Genomic DNA, 18,504 nt, shown 5'->3' on the forward strand with positions numbered 1-18,504 from the left:
GGTGGGCGCCTTCGCCGTCAGAGGGGGAGGAACGTGTCGGTGTCGGGACGGTGCGCCGTGACCAGGCCGGTGTGGACCTCGTAGTACCAGCCGTGCAGGTTCACCTCGCCCGCGTCGACGCGCTCGCGCACGCACGGGTACTGGCGCAGCCGCGCCACCTGCTCGGTGACGTGCCGCTGGACCGCGGTCGCGACCGTCGGCGCCTCGTCCCTGGGCAGCTCGTCGGAGAGCTCCTGGGTCAGCCAGGCGCGTACGTCGGGAGCGCCGGCGAGGTCCTCGCGGCGCGCCATGGCGCCGACCGCCCCGCAGTGCGAGTGACCGCAGACCACGATGTCGGCGACGCGGAGCACCCGCATCGCGTACTCGATGGTGGCGGCTTCCGCGCTGGCCGGCCTGCCCGGCCGGTGCGCGGGTACGGCGTTGCCCGCCGTACGCAGTTCGAAGAGTTCGCCCGGCAGCGCCCCGGTGATCAGGGACGGAATGATCCGTGAGTCGGAGCAGGTGATGAACAGGGCGAGCGGCGACTGGCCGTCGGCGAGCCGCTGGTAGGTCTCACGCTCCTCGTGCGCGGCCGCGATGCGGGCGTTGAAGGTGCGGGCATGTTCGATGAAGGTTTCCACGAGGGAATGTCTCCTGCTGGTCGGTAAGTGGTGCCATTGAGGGGCATGGCAGAACCCGTTCGACTGGTGCGGAGCAGGAAGCCCCAGCAGTGCTTCTCAGCAGCGGAACACGCAGTGGAGACAGTGCAAGGCGGGGCGGGTGGCCACGCCTGGTCTTGAAGTGGTGAGTGCGGCGGCGGTGCCGGTGTGCGCGGAGAGCAGGTGGGCGGTCGGGTGGGACCGGGCCGCGTACGGGTGCGACGGAAGCGGACGGCGGTGCGGGGACGGCGCGCCCGGCGCGGTCCGCGTGCAACGACGCGCCTGGTTACGGTCCTTGTCCTTCTCCCGCCCGGGATCGCGTTCGTTGTCGCGCCGGTACTGGATGCCCGTGGTGGAGCCGGCCTGGGCGGGGGACACCTGGGTGGGGGTGCCGTGCGCGCCTTTGGGAGCCGCCGGGGTGGGGGTGGGCTCAAAGGCCTGTACGGGTGCGGTGCCGGCGGCCGTGAGGGTCGGGGTCTTGCCGCCCTTGGCCGCTGCCGTTCCGGAGTGGAGCAGGGTCAGCGCCAGGATGAAGATGCCGAGGACGCTGAGGATGGTGCGGGGGTGGGGGGAGTGGTGAGAGGTGTGGCGGGGGGAGCGGCGGGAGCCGGGGGAGCGGGGGCCACTGGTGGAACGGGTGGAACGTGCGGAACGGGTGGAGCTGGTGTTGTGGGCTTTCCGGGTGTGCTGGGGCCGTCGTCGGACGGGCGGCCGTACGCGGGCAGCGGCCCGCATACGGGGCGGTGTTGCCGAACGCTTGCCGGTCGGGGTGACGGCGGCGGACCCGGCGGCGGCAGGACCTGAGACGATGGCCGTACGAGTGGCCGTACGAGTGGCCGTACGAGTGGCCGTACGAGTGGCCGTACGTGCCGCCGCGCGCGCCGCCGTACGGACCGCCGTACGCACCGGCCCCGCGCCCGGCGGGCTGTGCGGACGGTTGGCGGCCGTGTAGTGGGCGGGGTGCCCGGCGGTGTCCGGACGGGTTTGCAGCTGTGGGGAGCCTTTGCGGCCCGTGCGGGTCTTGAAGTACCTCATGTCCGCTCTCCCGGCGCAGACGGACCCGCGACCGCGCGCGAGCCCTTACCCGTACGGTCACCACGCCCGGTCAGCACCAGCAGCGGTACGAGGCCCAGCGCCACGATCCCCCCGCCCAGCGCCAGCGTGGAGTAACCGCCCGTGGCCACGACCAGCCCCGACGCCATGCCACCCGTGGCGCCGGCGACGGCGATGCCCACGTCGACCAGGCCCTGCGTCGAGGCGCGGGTGGCCAGCGGTACGGCGTCGGTGACGATGGCGGTGCCGCTGACGAGGCCGAAGTTCCAGCCGATGCCCAGGAGTACGAGAGCGGTGGCGAGCGCCGGTACGGAGTGGGCCGGTGCCAGTGCGGCGAGGCCGCCCGCGGCGAGCAGGACGACGCCGGAGGCCGCCGCGACGCGCAGCGGGCCGATCCGGTCCACCAGCATCCCGGTGAGCGGCGCCGGCAGGTACATCGCCGCCACGTGCAGGGCGATGACGAGCCCGGCGGTCTCGGTCGCATGTCCGTGCGCCCGCATGTGGACGGGCGTCATCGTCATGACGGCGATCATGACCAGCTGGGTGAAGGTCATGACGGCGGCGCCGGTGAGGAGCTTGCGGGTGTCGGCCCGGGGCGCGGGGGCGACGCCGTCCGCGACGCGATCGGGCTGCGCAGCCTCAGCCGCGTTCGCCGAGGTCACCGCCGCCTCGTCTGCCTCCGCGGCCTCCCTCACCTCCGCGAGCCGCCGCGCCAGACGCAACGGGTCCGGACGCAGGAACACCCCCAGCACCACGGCCGCCGCCGCGTACGCGACCACCGCCAGCAGGAACGGTCCCGCCAGGCGCGGCACGCCCAGCCCGTGCGCGACCTGGCCCGTCACCCCGACCAGGTTCGGCCCGATCACCGCACCGAGTGTGGTGGCGAACAGTACGAGGCTCACCGCACGCCCCCGGCGCGCCGGCGCGGCCAGGTCGGCGCCCGCGTACCGGGCCATCAGGGTCGTCGCCGTACCCGCCCCGTACACGAGCAGCGACAGGAACAGCAGCCACACGGAACCGAGGCCCGCGGCGGCGACGACGCCGAGGCTGCCCAGGCCGGCGGTCGCGTACCCCGCGGTCAGACCCGGCCGCCGGCCCCAGCGCTGGCAGACCCGGCCGATGCCGACGGCGCCGAGCGCTGCCCCGCCCGTGAACAGGGCGGCGGGCAGGCCGGCCAGCCCCGTCGAGCCGAGCATCTCCTCCGCGAGCAGCGCCCCCACCGTGATGCCCGCGGCCAGTCCGGCGCCGCTGAGCGTCTGCGACAGCGCGAGCACGATGAGTACACGTTTCTGCTCCGGGGGCTCCCACACCTCCGCGGCCCGGTCGTCCTGCGGGCCGTGCGGTGCGGCGTGGGGTGTGGCCGGTGATGCCGGTGTGCCGGGCCGAGCGCTCATGGGTTTGTTTCCTCGTTCTCGGGCTGCCCCGAAAGCGCGCTCAGGGCGCGCCGGCAGGCTGGAGCGCCGCGATGTCCCGCAGCGACATGCTCAGCTGGTCGTGCAGGAAGCGCACGATCGTCCAGTGCGGCAGGGCGCCCTCGTCGAAGGGGCCGAACTCGCGGACGTACAGCGGTATCCAGCGCAGGGCCTCCTCGATGGCCTGCTCCCGCCCCGGTTCCTGCTGGTACGCGTCGTAGCCGATGCTGCGGTGCTCGATGAAGAACCGTCCCGGCAGCCGTTGCTCGCACCACTCGCGGTACTCGCGCGTCTGGAGGATGAGGTAGTGCCAGATCTCGTCGATGTCCTGTTCGACGGGCAGGAAGAGACCGCTGAGCCGCTCGCGGTGGCGCGAGACGAGGTAGAGGTAGCGCAGGCACTCGGTGACCTGCCGCTCCACGTACGCGGTCCCGGCGCCGCTCAGCGCCACGAAGTGCTGGACCACTTCGGTGTGCAGGCGCTCACCGAGCAGGGCTATGAGGTCGTCGGTCGTGACGTGCGGTTCCTGCGTCTGCGAGGTCATGGTGCTCCCGGTTTCTTCGGGTGGAGTCGGTACGAACGTCTTCGGGGCCACTTCGTACGGCTCCGATCCCGTACGGCTTCGATCCGTACGGAATCGGAACTCATCTGTGCGGCGTCGGAACCCAGCCGTACGGCGTGCGCACGCGGCCGTCAGCCGACGGCCTGCCCCCGCTCCAGCCACGCGTACTTCCCCGACTTCCCGATCGGGATGTGCGCGCGGTGCTCGACACGGCACGCAAGCCCCGTCAGCCGCTCCACTCCCGCGCTCAGCGCCGCCGCTTCCGCCGCGTCCACGGGAGCGCCGTCGAACGTCGTGTACCGCAGTTCGGCGCCGCTGCGGTCGCCGGGCACGTGCAACTGGTGGACGAACACGCGGGTCGACGCCGCGCTGACGCAGTCGTCGAGATCGCCCTGCGCGACCGGCCCCCGGCCGTGTGCCGACGCGAGCAGCTCCTTCTCGCGGCCGCAGAACCGGGAGATCTTCGCCGGGTCCGGTGTGCCGTCGAGCGTGCGCGCGCAGTCCCCGGAGCGGTAACGGATCAGTGGCATGTACGGGTTCCGGACGCTCGACACGATCATGCTGAAGAGGTGGCTGCCCGGCTCCACCGGGACCAGCTCGACGCTCATCCTGTCGAGGTACGGGTGGTACCTGCCGTGCCGGTCGCTGTAGTAGAGGTAGCCCAGCTCGGTGCTGCCGAACAGGTCGATGACCGGGCAGTCGAAGTGCTCGTGCAGGTAGCGCCGCACGTTCACCGGCGTGTACTCGTACGCGTGCACGATGCTCGCCGGCCGCGGGAAGCGGTCCCACAGGCCCCACTCGGTCACCTTCCGCACGAGGTGCGCCAAGTGGTAGCTGCTGCAGTCGAGGTGGTAGCGGCCGTGCGGGTGTGCCTGCTGGGCCGTCCGGATCTCGTCGAGCATCCGCTCGACGTCCGCGCGGTCCCAAAGGGCCGGGTCCAGCTTGAGGTTGACGTAGAAGGTGCGCTCGTCGAGGCGCCGGTCCGCCAGGCCGGGTACGGGCGCGGGCTCGCTGCGGCCGTGCTTCTTCGCGTTGACGCGCGCCACGTGTTCGGTGGCCAGCACGGTGGTGAGGGAGACGCGTCGGCACCCTTCGTGCCAGGTGTCGGCGATGTCCGGGTGCTCGCTCCACAGCCGGTAGTACGAGTTCAGCAGGAAGTACGGCGGCCGGATGATCTGCATCCGCGCGTGGTTGGTCCCGGTGGAGAGCACGTACTCCGCGGCGCCGGCGGCGAGTGCGTCGGCCAGTGCCGGCGTCATCCAGTTGTCCGGAAATCCCCGGGCGATCTCGGGCTTCTCCAGTATGGGGAAGTGCCCCCGCGCTATCGACGAGCGGTAGATCGGTATGTCCCTTATCCGGTCCACGATGTCGGCGGTCGGCTGTCCGGGCCTGCTCGGCTGGCCATCCATGGTCACCCTCAGGTCTGTCTTGTCTGGCGGACGGGGAGTGATCGGTGTCGCGGCGTACGAGAACCTGTGCCAAAAGCGTAGGAAGCGAGCGGAACGCGCGAATTCTGTGGAATCCGCATACCCGGCCTGCTGCGAACGGGGCGCGAACGGGCCGTGACCGGTAACGCAATCGAATGACGACCGGATCACGGCCGGGTCGTGCCCGGCTTCATGAAGTGGCGGGGAGGCGGCCGGAGGTGTGCGGGCCGCCGGCCGCCTCCCCGCCCGGAAGGCTCAGCGCCCGGTCAGGAAATACATCCCGTTTTGGGCGCGGCCGAGGTCGCGCTGATGCAGCCGGACTTCGTCGCGCTGATGCAGCCGTCCTTGCCCGCTTCGCGCGGGGAGTTCACGGCGACCCACTCGCGCCAGACGTTGTCCTGGGCCATCTTCTTGATCAGCTGTTCCATGTCCGTCGAGCCTCCGAAGGCAGGGGATGGTGGAAAACGGCGATGATCAGCCACGCGAGTCGCGCGGGTGCCGCTCCTTAGAACGTAAAAGAAAGACCAAGTGATCGTCAAAGGCCCGCAATCCAGGGATGGCTCAAATGTCGACACGGGCGGACACTTTGGCCTGATCCTTTCCGTAGTGGCCACAGTTCGCAGGGGCTTCGTGGCTGGTAGTGATCGGTTGCGGCCGATAGGTGTACGGTCCGCTGCTGGTCTGGACCACGGTCCTGGTATGTCGCGTTCATGACAAGAAAGGCGATGGCTGGAACGGCTTGGAGTGTCTTGGTTTCGGCAAGGTGGCCACGGGGTGAACATCCGGTGAATCGCCGAACGTCCGATGGGATCTCCCGAAGTCGTAACGGGTTGGTGCGCGATGTGCGCGGCCCCGCAGGGGGTGATTCGGGTGCGTCGGCGCGGGGCGCTCGGTCGCCTCGCCGATGCTTTGTCTGTGCGTCACCTGTGTGTCGTCTGTGGGTTTTCTGTGCCTTGTTCGCGCGTATGCAAACGGCCGGGAATCGGCAGCCGCGGCCGTTTCAGTCGGTGCGTGAGTTGTTGTGTGGGGTCTTGTTCGAGTTCTTGTGCCGAATTCTTGTCATTGTGCCCGACTTTCCCCGCCACCACGGCTCCTGACTAACTGTCACATTCGCGGGGTGGTGCCATGCGTGGCTCCGGCACCAGAGGCCGGGCCTTGACCGTTGCGGTGAACACCTCGCGGCCGTTCTGGCGTGCGGTGACGCGTACGCGGACGAGCCCGGACGAATCGGTGCGCGCGGCCCTCGATTCCGCACCGGATTCCGCCTCTGATTCCGTTCCCGATTCCGGCCCCGCCCCTGATTCCGCCCCCGGTTCTCCCGCCCCGTCCTCCCGGCCGATTATCGTGGCCTCTATCCAGCACGGGGCGTCCAGTTCGGCGTACCGGGCGAATACGGTGCCCAAGCCGACGGGTATCACCGGCAGCGGGTGGAGAACGGCATGGACGGCCTGGTGCGTGGCTTCCAGCAGCAGCATCCCGGGCGCGTGGTCGACCGGGTGGTCGAAGATGACCGGGTGGGTGGTGTCGGTGCGGAGCTGCCAGCGGTTGCGGGTGTCCGTGGGGGAGAGCACCACACTCTCGTACTGGGCGCGGGCCACCCGCCGCGGCGCGACCGGCGGCGGCAGCGGCACCGCGCGCGCCATCGCCTCGCGGGCGTCGCCGTATGCTCCGCGCAGCCGTCGGTAGACGGCCGGAGCGTGGCTGGTGAACCGCGCGACCGCGGTGCCGAGGTGGACGCCGTTCCGCGTCGCCTCGACGTCCATGGTCAGCGAGCTGAGGATGCCCCGGCGGCGCTTGATGCCGGAGCAGACGATGCGTAGTTCGATCTCGGTGGGGGCAGTCTCGGTACGCAGTACGCCGGATTCGAGCGCATAAGTGAAGTGGTCCCAGATCAGCTGGTGTCCGAACGGCACCTGATAAGCGAGGTGCGAGAGCAGCGGAATGGTCTGGCGGATCGTCTCGACGAGCAGAAGGGGGTCGTGCAGCCGGTTCCTGGAGGTGTAGAACGCGTGGGCCCGCGGCCATTCCGCGGTCACGACGTGGACGTCCGGGGCCGTCTCCTTCCAACTGGTGAGCAGCACTTCGGACAGTGCCGTCTTGTGTACATACTCCTTGGGCACGGTGGTGGTCAGCGTGCGCGGGCACGGGCCGGCGGCGGCAGTGGGTGCGGAGGTCTCCGGAAGCCGGCCGGTGCTGCTCATGCGGTGTCCCCCTGGGGAGTGTTGCAGGTCCGGCCCTTTGCGGCCCTGGCCCTCTGTGGTCCGGCCGGGGCTCCCGGGGCAGGGCGTCGCCGTCCCGCGGGGCGCCTGCTGGCCAACAGGAGCCGTGGCGTGCCCGGTTCAGCTGTCACCGTGTGAGGGCCTCGGCGCTCATAAAATAAATACTATTCTTTTTGTTTGTCGAGGGAGCTGGTGCTGTCCATGCAGGAGCGCGCGGTCAGGACACGGGAGGTCATCCTCCGGGCGGCTGCCGAGGTCTTCGACGAGTTCGGGTTCAGCGGCGCCAGCATCAGCAAGATCATGAAGCGGGCCGGGGTGACCCAGGGCGGGATGTACTTCCACTTCCCGTCCAAGGAAGCCCTGGCCAGGGCGGTGATGGTCGAGCAAGGCGAGGGCCTGCGGCTGCCACCGGGAGAGGACGGCCTTGAGCGCCTGGTCGACATCACCCTGTATCTGGCGGAGGAGTTGCAGTCCAACCCCACCCTGCGGGCCGGCGTCAGGCTCGCGGCCGAGCAGGGCGAGTTCGGCGTGCAGGACGATTCCGCGTACCGGCTCTGGGCCGAGCAGTTCGGCGGCCAGCTGCGTGCCGCGCAGGAGAAGGGCGAACTGCTCCCCGAGGTGAACGTGGAGGAACTCGCCTGGGTCCTGGTCAGCACCTACACCGGTACGCAGCTCTTCTCGCAGATCTCCACCGGCCGCGCTGACCTGCACCAACGCGTGGTCTCCCTCTGGCGCTACCTCCTCCCGGGCGTCGCCACGCCGGCCGTCAGGCAGCACCTCGACGTCGCGGTGCGGCGGAAGCGGGCGGCGGCCTGAGGGCGGGGCGCGGACGAGTACGGTGACGGCGGAAGGCGTGGCGAAGGGCGGGATGCGGGGCGTGCTGGGCGAAGCGGCGGACGGTGCGGCGGCGACGGCTCCCCGGCGGGTGGTGGTGACCGGGGCGACCGGGTTCATCGGCTCCGCGGTGGTACGGGAACTGCTCTCTTTTCCGAACCTGAATTCGGTTTCGGCGCGCTCGCTCCGCCTCCGCGCCGTAGCGCGCAAGCCGCCGGAGGCCGCCAGGTCCCCGCAGCCGGACACGACCGTCCCCGTCGAATGGCGCGCCGCCGATCTCGCCGACCCCGCCTCCCTGCGCGGTGTCTGCGAAGGCGCCGACGTCCTGCTGCACCTCGCCTCCGACATCGGCCGGGACGCGGAGCGCTGCGAGCTCGTCAACGTCCGTGGCACCGCCGCCCTCGTGGGTGAGGCGGTACGGGCGGGTGTCGGCCGGATCGTCCAGCTCTCCACCGCCGCGGTGTACGGGGCCGGACCGCACGCCGGCCCGGGCGTGGGCGAGGTCGAACCCGCGCCGGTCTCCCCGGCCAGCCGTACCCGTCTGGCCGCCGAACGCCCGGTGCTGGCAGCGGGCGGCACGGTGCTGCGGCCCGGCCTGGTGCTCGGCGCGGGCGACCGGTGGGTGGTGCCGGCGCTGGCCGAACTGCTCCACCGGGTGCCGGCGCGCTGGGACGGCGGGCGTGGCCTGCTCTCCGTCGTGGCGGTCGAGGACCTGGCCCGCCTGTTCGTGCGGCTGGCCCTCGCGCCCGGGGGAGTACCCGGCGGCGTACACCACGCGAGTCACCCCACCCCCGTACGTAACGGGGACCTCATGGACACCCTGATCGGCCACGGAGTCCTCCCGCGGCCGACTGCCACCGCACCTCACGACGGCCCCGGCTCCGGCCCCGACCTTTCCTGGGACGCGTGCCTGGAGCGCCTGGCCGCCGTCCCCGGCCGGGTGAGCGCGCGGCAGTTCGCCCTCCTGGCCAGTGACCACTGGTACCGCAGTGACGAGGTGTGGTCGGCGGCCGGCTGCGACCCGGGCCCGGGCCCTCTCGTACGGCTCGCGGAAGCCGCCGACTGGTACCGCTCCCATCTTCAGGCCCGAGCCTGAACCGGGGCGCTCCCCCGGAGCCCGCCCCCAGGCCGTCCCCCGACCGGCCCCGGATCAGCCCCCGGCCCCCGGCCCTCGGCCCCCGGCCCTCGGCCCCCGGCCCCCGGCCCTCGGCCCCCCGACCCCCACCCTCAGGACACGAACCGCACCGCCGTCAACGTCTGCTCGTCCGGCACCTCCGTCAGCGCGCGATACGCGTGCGCCGCCGACGTCAGCGTCATGTGGTGGTGCCAGCCCGGGAAGGAGCGGCCCTCGAAGTCGTGCAGCCCGAAGTCCGTCGCGAGGGCGTGCAGCGTGGCCGTGGGCAGCTGGTGCAGCCGGGCGAGGCCGAGGAGCTGGCCCATGCGCCGGTGCGCCATGTTGGTGAGCCAGATCCGGGGCGGCCGGACGCCGGCCGGTCCGGGCTCCGTGAAGGCGCGGTAGGTGTGGTGCGAGCCGGGCAGGCGGACCGGCGTGGGCGCGGACTGCAGCAGGCGCGGGCGTGCGCCCGGGTCGCCGGGCATGCCGGGGGTGGCCGGGGTGGCCAGTGCGGTGGCGGACGGTACGGCGATGACGAAGTCGCGTCCCTGCCGGGCCAGCGCCTCGATGAGCCGTACGGAGTCGGAGTACTCGCTCAGGTCCGCAACGACCGGCGCCGGAGCGCAGGTCGAACGGGCGGCCTGCGCCTCCACGAGGTCGAGCGCGTGCACCCACATCGGGCGGGGGTGGTTCGTCTCCGAGGCGGGTATGCGGTTGCGGCGCAGCAGCTCGGGGTCGTCGGCCCACTGGGGCGGCAGGAACAGCCGCCAGTCGACGGACACGGCCGCGCTGCCGTCACAGTCGCCGGCGGCGGCCGATGCGCCTGAACCCCCCGCCGCACCCGATGCGCCTCCCGAAGCCCCGTAAGCCCCGCAAGCACCCGAAGCCCCCGAGCTCAACGCCCCCGAAGCAGCGGACACCGACACCGCCGCAGCCGTGGCCGCCTCCCCCACCGGCAGGAACATCCCCATGGCCAGCTGGCAGCTGACGGTCCGCCCGGCGGCGGAGTCGAAGCGGCGGTGCACGCCCACGGAGTGCCCGCCGCGCTTGGGCAGCACGGCCGGGGCGAGAATCCATGCCCGGGGCGGTGCGGGCTGTTCCGCCCGGCGTACGAGTTCGCGGCGTACCGGGTTCCAGTCCCAGGGGCTGGCGTTGAGGAACTGGTGGAGCGACTGCGAGGCGGTGGGTGAGTCGGAGACGGCGGCGGCCAGCCGGCGTACGGACTTCTTGCCTTCGGTGGTCAGCAGTGCCAGCAGGTACGCGTGGGCCCAGCGCCGCTGATCGGTACGCGGAAGATGGCCGAAAAGGTCGTCCGCGAAGGCGTCGAACGACCCGAACGTCTCACACGCCTCAGGCGTCTCGCCCGGGTCGGACGTCCCGGCCGGGGCGGCGGAGGCGGAGCCGCCGGAGGCGGCGGCGCGGAGCGCGGGTGCGGGGGCGGCGGGTGCCTTGGCCCGGCCTGCCCTGCGGGTGGTTCCGGTTCGCCCGGCGGAGCCGGTCGGACCGGCGACCGGGGCCCTGCCGGTGCCGCCGTTGTGGGCGGCTGAGCGGCCGTTGCGGGCGGTCCTTCCGGAACCGGCGGGGAGGGCGTCGGTGGTGACGGACGAGACGTCGCGCACACCCGATTTGTCGGACAGACTACGTACTGCGATCGGGCGACTGGAAGAGCTGGAAGAGCTGGAAGCGAGGGAAGCGGCCAGGGTGTGTGCGGGGGTGCGGGTCGCCGGATGCGCAGTTTCTGTCGTCATGGTGTTCGTTCCCTCCCGTGGTCATCCCGTGAATCGGGCGCCGACCAGCAAAGAATAAAGAACGATCGTTTTTTTTGCGAGCCCACGAGGCCCGGGGCCTGTTTTCGTCGTACCAGGAGTCCTCCGGGCGCGGCCGGACGGAAGCCGAACCACGGGCGTGCGGCGGGGAAACGATCAGCGCGGGCGGGCCCCGGATGCGGGGACGGGGGCCGGTCCGGAACGGCCCGGTCCCCGGGTTCCGCTTCCGCAGGCCCAGTCCTTTCCGCCCCCCCACAGACCCCTCGGACCCGCCCGGCCCCACCCCAGGGCAATGAACAACTGCCCGGGACGCCCCCCGGTTCCCATACTGATCAAGTCTCCGCCAACTGCCGCCGCGACTGTGCGTCCCGTCAAACCCGCCCCTAACATGGCTGGTTGGATGTCACCGGTACGGCGCTGGCAACCGAGGGCGATCACCGAGGCGGGACAATGGCGCGACAGGACCGAGCTGAGCGGACGCGCCGGACCCTGCTGCGGGCCGCCGCCGACGAGATGGCCGAAAAGGGGTACGCGGGTGCCTCGATGTCCCGCATCAGTACCGCGGCGGACGTCACGATCGGCGGCCTGACGTTCCACTTCCCGTCCAAGGCGGCGCTCGCCGAAGCGGTCAGGGAGTCCGGCTGTGCGCTGACCTGCGGCGCGCTGTCCTCCCTCATGACGGAGAGCAGAAGCCCCAAGGCGGCCGCGCGCGGCGAGTTACGACGGGTCGTCACCTTCACCCGTACCCTCGCGCGGCTGCTCGGAGAGGAACCGGCCGTACGGGCCGCCGCCCGCCTGGCCTGGGACTTCCCGGACGACGGCGACACCTGGTACGCGATGTGGCTGCCGTCGCTCGGCGAACTCGTCGAGCGGGCCCGCCCGGACTTCACCGGCTGGACGACGGCGGAGGCGGTCACCGCCACGGCGGTCTCCGTGGTCACCGGCGCGGAGTTCGCGGCCCGCACCGGCGTGCCGCGCGGCGTCGCGTCCGGGCTGTCCCCGACGGAACATGTGGACCGCGTCTGGGGCCTGGTGCTCGGCGCGCGGCCGCCGCTCCTGGTGGGCGGTGACGAATACCCGGAGCCCCGGACCACCGGCGAGGACCCGGAGAACCGGCTGGCCGGCGAGGACCCGGGGACCCGGACGACCGGCGAGGACCCGGAGAACCGGCTGGCCGGCGAGGAACCGGCGGGCACCGACCGCGGCGGCGACCGCCGGACGGGAGACCTCCGGGCGGGAGACCCCCGGACGAAAGACCTCCGGGCGGGAGACCCCCGCACGGGAAACATCCGAGTGACGGAACACCGGCTGCCCGAGCACCGGCTGCCCGACCACCGGGCAGGGGAGCGCCGGACGGGCGAAGGCCGGGTGCGCGCCGCGTCCCGGTGACGGCGGCACGGCCGCCCGACGCCGTACGGCACCCGCTCGTGGCACCCCCGCCGAGTGATCGGCAATTCCGTCGCGCCCCGCCACCGGCCGTGGCACCATCGCTGCCATGCCAGGACTGCCGGAGTTCATGACGCCCGACCAGCTCGCCGCCCGCACGTCCCGTGCGCTGGACGCGGCCGTCACCGCCGGACGCGAACTGGGCCTGACGGTGACCGACCCGACGGTGCTGCACGACATGTTCTCCGTCGTCGTGCACCTCGCTCCCTCACCCGTGGTGGTCCGGGTGCCGACCGTCCTGCCCCCGTACGCCGACGCCGGCGTCCAGGCGGCGCGCCAGCGGCTGGAACTGGACGTGGTGGCCTGGCTGGCGATGCGCGGTGTCCCGGTGATCCCGCCGAGCCCGCTGGTGCCCCGGGAACCCGTGCGGCGCGACGGCTTCTCGATGACGTTCTGGCAGTTCGTCGAGCAGGCGGAGGGCGAGGGCCGGGAGCCCGACTACGTACGCAACTCCCGCCTGACGGCCGACCTGCACGCCGAGCTGCGCGCGTACCCGGGCGAGCTGCCGTTCCTGTCGGCCGCCGAACCGAGGTTCGCGACGGAGGCGCTGGCCGCCCTCGAAGGGCACACCGACCTCATCGATCCGGCCGATCTCGACCGCGCGCGGCGGGAATGGGCGGTGCTGGAGCCCCTGGCCGCTTCGCGTGCGGCGTTCGAGGCGGAGTTCCCCGGCGTCGATTTCCAGCCGATCCACGGGGACGCGCCCGCCGTCAACATCGTCGCCGCCAAGGGCGGTGCGCTGTACTCCGACTTCGAGCTGACCACGCTCGGACCGGCCGAGTGGGACCTGGCAGCCCTCGGCCCCGAGTGTGAGGCTGCCTATGACGAGGCCGCACGCCGGCACGGCCTGCGCCAACTCGACGAACGCGCCCTGCGCTTCGTCAACGCGGTAGGCATGATCCGGATAGTGGCGTGCCTCGCGCTCGTACCGCAGCTGCCCATGCTCGGGGAGGCCCTGAAGCCCGGCATCGAGCACTGGCGGACGCTGCCGTTCGCCGGTGGTCTTCGGGACTGAGGACTGAGGTGGCAGCGCTGGAGGGAGCCACGCCTCCGTCGGCGTGACCGAGCTGGTTCTCCGGGAGTGGCGCCACCGGGGGAACGGGCGCCGGCCTGTGTGGCGGGCGCGTTCGGCGTCTGATCGCTGGTCCGGGAGTGCACCACGAGGCCGGCTTCGCGGCGGCCCGCCTCCAGCCGATCGTCGTCGGGCTGCTGTACGGCGGGCCGTGGCGGTGGGGGCCGCTCTGGTACGTCTGGCTGCTGGACGGTGCGGTGCTGGTCAACCGGTCGCGGCGACGCGCACCTTCGTCCGGCCGTCCTGCCGCTCAAGCTCGACCTCGCCCACGCGGTACCAGAAATTCCGTACGGAAACCCGGGTGAGGGCCGCGCGGGAACCCCCACGGTCGGGGACGTACGGGACTCACCCCCGCCCCGGTCCGCGGTCTGCCCGTAGCCCTGCGGCGCCCGCTCCGCGCCCGAAAACGGCCGTTTCGGACCCCACGCCACCGCCCGCCCCCACCCCCTCGGCAACTTCGTGAAGTCGTACGCGATCCGCCTGACAGGGCGAGAAACATAGCGAACATTCTTTATTGTCCTGCTGTCACCCGCACACCCGTCCCGTCTCCCCGGGGGCCAGTCCCTTGTCCGTGCCCGCATCCCCCACCGCCGTTCCGCCGCTCCTCCCCGGGCGGCCGACCAGCACCCAGGAGGCGTGGGTCGAGGACCTGTGCAGACACCTCTTCGTCTCCTTCAACCGGGCGGACCACCACCTCAAGGGCGAGCAGTACCTGCGCGGGCTGCTCACCGCCCCCGGCCGCAAGTCCATCCGCAACATCGCCCGGACGCTGGACGACACCGGCGCGGCCCAGCGCCTGCACCACTTCATCTGCAACGCCCCGTGGAACTGGCGTACCGTCCGCGAAGCCCTCGCCGACTACCTCATCGCCCTCACCCGGCCGCGCTCGTGGGTCGTCCGCCCGATGCTGATCCCCAAGTCCGGCACGAACTCGGTCGGCGTCCACCGCCACTTCGTCCCCGCCACCGGCCAGCTGGTCAACGGCCAGCTCGCGTACGGGCTCTGGTACGCGGGCCAGTCCTTCAACGTCCCCGTCGACTGGCGCCTGCACCTCCAGCCGCCGACCGCCGGCCTCCCCGTCCCCGACGACGACGGCGTGCCCCAGATCCTCGAACTGGTGCGGCGGGCCGCGAACGCCGCCCCCGGAGCCGCCGCCCCCGTCGTCTGGGACAGCCAGATGCGCCACGCAGGGGAGGTGATCAGCGCCCTGGCCCCGCTCGGCCTGCCCGTCATGGCCCGCACGCCCGGGTCCCTCCCGCTCCAACTGGTGGACCGCAGCGGGCGTCCGACGCGCCGCGGCGCGCTTCCGGCGCAGCGCGTCCTGGCCGCCCCGGAACGTCTGGGCCTCCAGGTCCATGACGTGGCCCCCGGTGTACGGGCCGTGCTGGCCCGGGTCGTACCGGTGCGGCCGGTCGTGAGCGGGCGGAGTGGTGAGAGCGGGCGGAGTGGTGAGAGCGGTGAGCGTGGCGAGGCGGGTGAGCTGATGCTCTACGCGCAGCGGTACGAGGACCCCGCAGGTCCCGCAGGTCCCGCAGGTCCCGCAGGCCCCGCAGGCCGCGAAGGCCGCGGCGGGCCGGGCGCCCGCGCGGACTTCTGGCTGACGACGCCGACCCGCAGGTCACCGGTCGATCTGCACCAGTTCACGAGGACGGCCGCGTACGTGGCGCGGGACAGCGTCCGCATCGGCGGCCGTACGGGGCTGCGGGACTTCGAGGGCCGGTCGTACGAGGGCTGGCACCGGCACATGACGCTGGCCTCGGTCGCGTACGCCGTCCAGTCGCTCACCGGGCTCGACGCCGTACGGGCGGAACGCGGCCCGCACCAGCGGCTGCGCCCGCTTCCGCACCCGTACGCCTACGCGCCCTCGCGCCCGTACCACGCCTCCCGGGAGCGCACGGGCGGACCGCCCCTCTCCCTCGCGGGGTGACGGGCGGTCGCGTGCGGCGGGCCGGGACGGAACGGGGCGGTGTCAGCCGCCGATCGTCCAGCTCAGGGTGCCGTCCGCGGTGGCCAGCGTCGCCAGGATGATCAGGTCGACGGCGCCGAGGGCCATGCCCAGGACGGCGCGGAAGCGTCGGGTGGTGTTGCGGGCCAGGGCCAGCGCTCCGAGTACGAGGGCGCAGGGGCCGAGGACGACGTTGGCGACCAGGGTGCCGACGAGGCCGAGGACGAACGCGGCCACGGCCATGCCGTCGGCCTGCCCGCGCGGCGAGCGGCGCTTCTTCGGCCCGGCCGGGGACTTGGCGTCCGGCTCCGTGGCGGTGCCGGTGCGCGTGTCGTGCCGGGTGTCGGTATCGGTGTCGTGATCGGTGCTGAGGGTGGTCATCGGGATGCTCCCTCGGTCTTGTCGGAGTGGCGGCGGCGCTCGCGGATGAAGAAGACGAGCAGCCAGCAGCTGATGGCCACTGCCGCGATGATCGTGACGGGGACCGGGAGGTGTGCCGCGGTACCCACCAGAACTCCCAGCAGGAGGAGGGCTGCGACAAGGAAGAGCATGATCTGCCTTTCCAGTCTGGAGGACAGTTGTTCACTCAGGTTCCCACTGTAGGGGTGGAGAAACTCAGAGCACAGTTGTTTACTGGATGGCATGAGTCACAGCGAGACCGGCGGCGTCCGGCAGGCCCAGAAGCAGCGCACGAGGCAAGCCCTGCTCGACGCGGCACTCGGGCTGCTGGAGGAACAGAGCCTGAGCAGCCTGGGGTTGCGCGAGGTGACGCGGGTGGTCGGCGTCGCACCCACCGCCTTCTACCGGCACTTCCGTGACCTGGGTGAACTCGGAGTCGCGCTGGTCCAGGAGTCGTTGAGCAGCCTGCACGCGACCGTCCGCGCGGTCTTGGCCGAACAGGTGGGCGCGGAGGAGCGGATCGACCACACGGTGACGGTCGTCGAACGGTACGTACGCGAACAGCCCGCCCACGTCCGCTTCGTCGCCCGCGAACGGCACGGCGGCGTACGGGCCGTACGGCAGGCCATAGCCGGCGAACTGGACCGGTTCGCGACGGAAGTCGCCGCAGCGCTCAAGTCGCAGCCGGTGTCGGACGGCTGGAGCGACGAGGACGTACGGATGCTGGCGGAGCTGTACGTGGACCGGCTGGTGATGACGGCCTCGGCGTTCCTGGACGTACGGGACGGGGGTGACCAGGACACGGAGCGGTGGCGGGCGGTGGCGCGTACTGCGCGGAGGCAGCTGCATCTCATCAGCGTGGGCCGCAAACACTGGCAGGATGCTGGTTTCTGATCGCCGTTTGTCCTTTGCTGACCAATTAAGGCTGCACTCAAGCCATTTGGCTCGATTGTCAGTGGGTGGGTCTAGCGTTTGCCGTGGGTCAACTACGCGGGTAGTGGAGGCGGACGTGGCGACGAACGAGAATGCCCAACCACCGACAGCATGGCGGTATTGCGGCAACCAAATCAAGCGGTGGCGTGAACATGCGCAAGTAGGCCGAGAGGAGTTGGCGGAAGAGGTCGGGTACTCGGCCGAGTACGTGAAGTCGATGGAGCAGGGGAGGCGCAGGCCCACCGTCCGGCTCCTTCAGGTGGCTGACCAAATGTGCCGGGCGCATGGGCTGTTGCGGGCGGCGGAGGAGTTTCTGGACCCCGAGAAGTTTGCCCTGTACTCACTGGAATACATGCAGTACGAGGCTGATGCGATTGCGCTTGGCTTCTACCAGGCGCTGCTGATTCCCGGGCTGCTTCAGACCGAACGCTACGCACGTGAGCTGATCGGTGATCGTTGGCCGCCGCTGGACGAGGAGACGGTTGAGCAGCGTGTTGCGTTCCGCATGGCGCGGCAGGCGCTGCTCGACATGGAGTCCAGGACCTTCAGCTTCGTGATTCACGAGAATGTGCTGCGGGACGCCGTCATCGACAAGGAGGATCACCGGGAGCAGCTGCGTCACCTGGTCGCCGTCGGTGAGCGGCGGAACGTGCTCCTCCAGGTTCTGCTGAAGGGTGGCGGACCGCACCCCGGCATCCAGGGCCCGTTCGTAACGCTGGAGACGGAGGAGCACGGTCGCTTCGCTTACGAGGAGGGCCAGATGATGGGTGTGCTGTACTCGGAACCGGACAAGGTCAGTATCGTTTTCCAGCGATACGCCAGGCTCCTTCAACAGGCCCTCAGTGCGGAGGAGTCGGCCCGATTCATCAAGGGGCTCGCGGAGGAGCTATGAGCAACGGTCCGGCGTGGTTCAAGTCCAGCTACAGCAGTAATGAGGGCGGTGAATGCGTTGAAATATCCACCACCCGGGACGCGGTCCATGTCCGGGATTCTGCGGACCCGCAGGGGCCTCAGCTCGCCTTCACCGCGGCCGCCTGGTCCGACTTCCTCCTCGGTGTGAGGGGGTAACACGCCAGTCCCAGCAGTGCGGCGCTGAAGTGACCGATGTCGGTGAAAGTGAGGTGGTCGAAGAGGGGGGCCGTGTAGAAGAGGAGGACGCCGGCCGCGTACACGTAGCGCAGGGGGCGCCAGGGGATGCGGTAGGTGAGGACGGCCGCGACGCCGGCCAGCGCGTAGCTGACGCCGACGTCCAGGGTGTTCACGGCGGAGTGCGGTGCCGCGTCCGTGTGGATGGCGAGGGCGAGGACTCCCTCGCTCAGATACGTGGCGCCGATGTGGGCTACGCCCATGACCGCGAGCCAGCGGCCGGTGCCGAGCCAGCGTTCGGCGGGGACGTGGAAGATGTTGAAGACGAGGACGTAGAGGGGCCAGCCGCCGCCGTCGAGCCACAGGGCGCTGGTCAGCAGGACCCGGCCGGGTGAGAGCAGCAGGTTGTGGATGTTGGTGGAGCGGCGTTGCAGGACGCGCTCCAGGATGTCGGGGGTCAGTTGGTGCATGATCACCGACGTCCCGAAGAGGATGCCGAGCCAGAGGAACGTGCCGGGGGCCCGGCACACGTACGACCGGATCGCGTGGGCTAGAGCGGCCGGGCGGAGCGAAACGGTCATGGCGCATGTATACGGCA

The 18,504-nt window shown here is 71.3% G+C and carries 19 protein-coding genes; 8 read left to right on the top strand and 11 right to left on the bottom strand.

Annotated features, from left to right (window positions below; all coding sequences use genetic code 11):
• Positions 1–17: 17 nt before the first annotated feature.
• The 7 genes from OEIGOIKO_RS24185 to OEIGOIKO_RS24215 all read right to left on the bottom strand — a co-directional run bounded on the left by OEIGOIKO_RS24185 (position 18) and on the right by OEIGOIKO_RS24215 (position 7,293).
• A complete protein-coding gene (locus tag OEIGOIKO_RS24185; RefSeq protein ID WP_125055778.1) occupies positions 18–620 on the bottom strand; it encodes a carbonic anhydrase in 603 nt (200 codons plus the stop codon).
• A 96-nt stretch (positions 621–716) separates the two neighbouring features.
• On the bottom strand, positions 717–1,673 hold the full coding sequence (locus OEIGOIKO_RS42250) for a hypothetical protein (RefSeq protein ID WP_176602591.1): 957 nt from the start codon (positions 1,671–1,673) through the stop codon (positions 717–719).
• Positions 1,670–3,085 carry an MFS transporter gene (locus OEIGOIKO_RS24200; RefSeq protein WP_125055781.1) on the bottom strand — a complete coding sequence of 472 codons (1,416 nt, stop codon included), beginning with the start codon at positions 3,083–3,085 and terminating at the stop codon, positions 1,670–1,672. Before OEIGOIKO_RS24200 ends, OEIGOIKO_RS42250 begins: the two co-directional genes overlap by 4 nt.
• A gap of 40 nt (positions 3,086–3,125) precedes the next feature.
• Positions 3,126–3,647, bottom strand: a complete 522-nt coding sequence (locus tag OEIGOIKO_RS24205) for a glycine-rich domain-containing protein (protein WP_125055782.1) — start codon at positions 3,645–3,647, stop codon at positions 3,126–3,128.
• Between the two features lie 149 nt (positions 3,648–3,796).
• The gene (locus OEIGOIKO_RS24210) at positions 3,797–5,074 is read right to left on the bottom strand and encodes a hypothetical protein (protein WP_125055783.1); all 1,278 of its coding nucleotides are present in this window, start codon (positions 5,072–5,074) and stop codon (positions 3,797–3,799) included.
• 284 nt (positions 5,075–5,358) lie between these two features.
• A complete protein-coding gene (locus tag OEIGOIKO_RS41745; protein WP_170251830.1) occupies positions 5,359–5,520 on the bottom strand; it encodes a hypothetical protein in 162 nt (53 codons plus the stop codon).
• A 669-nt stretch (positions 5,521–6,189) separates the two neighbouring features.
• Complete coding sequence (locus tag OEIGOIKO_RS24215; RefSeq protein ID WP_125055784.1) at positions 6,190–7,293, bottom strand: ScbA/BarX family gamma-butyrolactone biosynthesis protein; 1,104 nt, start codon at positions 7,291–7,293, stop codon at positions 6,190–6,192.
• Between the two features lie 219 nt (positions 7,294–7,512).
• Here OEIGOIKO_RS24215 and OEIGOIKO_RS24220 point away from each other — a divergent pair, with 219 nt between their 5' ends.
• Positions 7,513–8,127, top strand: a complete 615-nt coding sequence (locus OEIGOIKO_RS24220; protein ID WP_125058902.1) for a ScbR family autoregulator-binding transcription factor — start codon at positions 7,513–7,515, stop codon at positions 8,125–8,127.
• Between the two features lie 22 nt (positions 8,128–8,149).
• Positions 8,150–9,241 (top strand): NAD-dependent epimerase/dehydratase family protein, encoded by a 1,092-nt coding sequence (locus OEIGOIKO_RS24225; protein ID WP_246177510.1) that lies wholly within the window; start codon positions 8,150–8,152, stop codon positions 9,239–9,241.
• A gap of 131 nt (positions 9,242–9,372) precedes the next feature.
• Here the strand turns inward: OEIGOIKO_RS24225 and OEIGOIKO_RS24230 are convergent, their stop codons facing one another.
• A complete protein-coding gene (locus OEIGOIKO_RS24230; RefSeq protein ID WP_435851834.1) occupies positions 9,373–11,007 on the bottom strand; it encodes an IS701 family transposase in 1,635 nt (544 codons plus the stop codon).
• 468 nt (positions 11,008–11,475) lie between these two features.
• On the opposite strand from OEIGOIKO_RS24230, the gene OEIGOIKO_RS24235 reads away from it, so the two are divergent.
• The 3 genes from OEIGOIKO_RS24235 (at position 11,476) to OEIGOIKO_RS24245 (ending at position 15,470) form a co-directional block, all read left to right on the top strand.
• Positions 11,476–12,414, top strand: a complete 939-nt coding sequence (locus OEIGOIKO_RS24235; RefSeq protein ID WP_125055786.1) for a TetR/AcrR family transcriptional regulator — start codon at positions 11,476–11,478, stop codon at positions 12,412–12,414.
• Positions 12,415–12,520: 106 nt separating this feature from the next.
• Positions 12,521–13,486 carry an aminoglycoside phosphotransferase family protein gene (locus OEIGOIKO_RS24240; protein WP_246177511.1) on the top strand — a complete coding sequence of 322 codons (966 nt, stop codon included), beginning with the start codon at positions 12,521–12,523 and terminating at the stop codon, positions 13,484–13,486.
• 628 nt (positions 13,487–14,114) lie between these two features.
• Positions 14,115–15,470 (top strand): IS701 family transposase, encoded by a 1,356-nt coding sequence (locus OEIGOIKO_RS24245; protein ID WP_170251832.1) that lies wholly within the window; start codon positions 14,115–14,117, stop codon positions 15,468–15,470.
• 42 nt (positions 15,471–15,512) lie between these two features.
• Here OEIGOIKO_RS24245 and OEIGOIKO_RS24250 read toward each other — a convergent pair whose 3' ends face one another.
• Both OEIGOIKO_RS24250 and OEIGOIKO_RS41750 read right to left on the bottom strand, forming a co-directional pair.
• Positions 15,513–15,869, bottom strand: coding sequence for a hypothetical protein (locus OEIGOIKO_RS24250; protein WP_125055788.1), 357 nt, complete (start codon positions 15,867–15,869; stop codon positions 15,513–15,515).
• Positions 15,866–16,039, bottom strand: coding sequence for a hypothetical protein (locus OEIGOIKO_RS41750; protein WP_170251834.1), 174 nt, complete (start codon positions 16,037–16,039; stop codon positions 15,866–15,868). Before OEIGOIKO_RS41750 ends, OEIGOIKO_RS24250 begins: the two co-directional genes overlap by 4 nt.
• Positions 16,040–16,130: 91 nt before the next feature.
• Between OEIGOIKO_RS41750 and OEIGOIKO_RS24255 the strand changes: the two genes are divergently transcribed.
• The 3 genes from OEIGOIKO_RS24255 to OEIGOIKO_RS24265 all read left to right on the top strand — a co-directional run bounded on the left by OEIGOIKO_RS24255 (position 16,131) and on the right by OEIGOIKO_RS24265 (position 17,888).
• Positions 16,131–16,781 carry a TetR family transcriptional regulator gene (locus OEIGOIKO_RS24255; RefSeq protein ID WP_125055789.1) on the top strand — a complete coding sequence of 217 codons (651 nt, stop codon included), beginning with the start codon at positions 16,131–16,133 and terminating at the stop codon, positions 16,779–16,781.
• A gap of 115 nt (positions 16,782–16,896) precedes the next feature.
• Entirely contained in the window at positions 16,897–17,712 is an 816-nt protein-coding gene (locus tag OEIGOIKO_RS24260; RefSeq protein ID WP_246177512.1) for a helix-turn-helix domain-containing protein, read from the top strand.
• A complete protein-coding gene (locus tag OEIGOIKO_RS24265; protein WP_125055791.1) occupies positions 17,709–17,888 on the top strand; it encodes a DUF397 domain-containing protein in 180 nt (59 codons plus the stop codon). The genes OEIGOIKO_RS24260 and OEIGOIKO_RS24265 overlap by 4 nt, the downstream gene beginning before the upstream one ends.
• Here OEIGOIKO_RS24265 and OEIGOIKO_RS24270 read toward each other — a convergent pair.
• Positions 17,831–18,487 (bottom strand): rhomboid-like protein, encoded by a 657-nt coding sequence (locus OEIGOIKO_RS24270; RefSeq protein ID WP_125055792.1) that lies wholly within the window; start codon positions 18,485–18,487, stop codon positions 17,831–17,833. The two genes, OEIGOIKO_RS24265 and OEIGOIKO_RS24270, sit on opposite strands and share 58 nt — an antisense overlap.
• Positions 18,488–18,504 lie beyond the last annotated feature (17 nt).

The sequence above is a fragment of the Streptomyces paromomycinus genome (assembly GCF_003865155.1).
GTDB lineage: Bacteria > Actinomycetota > Actinomycetes > Streptomycetales > Streptomycetaceae > Streptomyces > Streptomyces chrestomyceticus.

Coding starts and splice junctions, on each gene's coding strand:
- OEIGOIKO_RS42250 (WP_176602591.1), bottom strand. CDS start 1,673: ATGAGGTACTTCAAGACCCGCACGGGCCGCAAAGGCTCCCCACAGCTG.
- OEIGOIKO_RS24200 (WP_125055781.1), bottom strand. CDS start 3,085: ATGAGCGCTCGGCCCGGCACACCGGCATCACCGGCCACACCCCACGCC.
- OEIGOIKO_RS24205 (WP_125055782.1), bottom strand. CDS start 3,647: ATGACCTCGCAGACGCAGGAACCGCACGTCACGACCGACGACCTCATA.
- OEIGOIKO_RS24210 (WP_125055783.1), bottom strand. CDS start 5,074: ATGGATGGCCAGCCGAGCAGGCCCGGACAGCCGACCGCCGACATCGTG.
- OEIGOIKO_RS41745 (WP_170251830.1), bottom strand. CDS start 5,520: ATGGAACAGCTGATCAAGAAGATGGCCCAGGACAACGTCTGGCGCGAG.
- OEIGOIKO_RS24215 (WP_125055784.1), bottom strand. CDS start 7,293: ATGAGCAGCACCGGCCGGCTTCCGGAGACCTCCGCACCCACTGCCGCC.
- OEIGOIKO_RS24220 (WP_125058902.1), top strand. CDS start 7,513: ATGCAGGAGCGCGCGGTCAGGACACGGGAGGTCATCCTCCGGGCGGCT.
- OEIGOIKO_RS24230 (WP_435851834.1), bottom strand. CDS start 11,007: ATGACGACAGAAACTGCGCATCCGGCGACCCGCACCCCCGCACACACC.
- OEIGOIKO_RS24235 (WP_125055786.1), top strand. CDS start 11,476: ATGGCGCGACAGGACCGAGCTGAGCGGACGCGCCGGACCCTGCTGCGG.
- OEIGOIKO_RS24240 (WP_246177511.1), top strand. CDS start 12,521: ATGCCAGGACTGCCGGAGTTCATGACGCCCGACCAGCTCGCCGCCCGC.
- OEIGOIKO_RS24250 (WP_125055788.1), bottom strand. CDS start 15,869: ATGACCACCCTCAGCACCGATCACGACACCGATACCGACACCCGGCAC.
- OEIGOIKO_RS41750 (WP_170251834.1), bottom strand. CDS start 16,039: ATGCTCTTCCTTGTCGCAGCCCTCCTCCTGCTGGGAGTTCTGGTGGGT.
- OEIGOIKO_RS24255 (WP_125055789.1), top strand. CDS start 16,131: ATGAGTCACAGCGAGACCGGCGGCGTCCGGCAGGCCCAGAAGCAGCGC.
- OEIGOIKO_RS24265 (WP_125055791.1), top strand. CDS start 17,709: ATGAGCAACGGTCCGGCGTGGTTCAAGTCCAGCTACAGCAGTAATGAG.
- OEIGOIKO_RS24270 (WP_125055792.1), bottom strand. CDS start 18,487: ATGACCGTTTCGCTCCGCCCGGCCGCTCTAGCCCACGCGATCCGGTCG.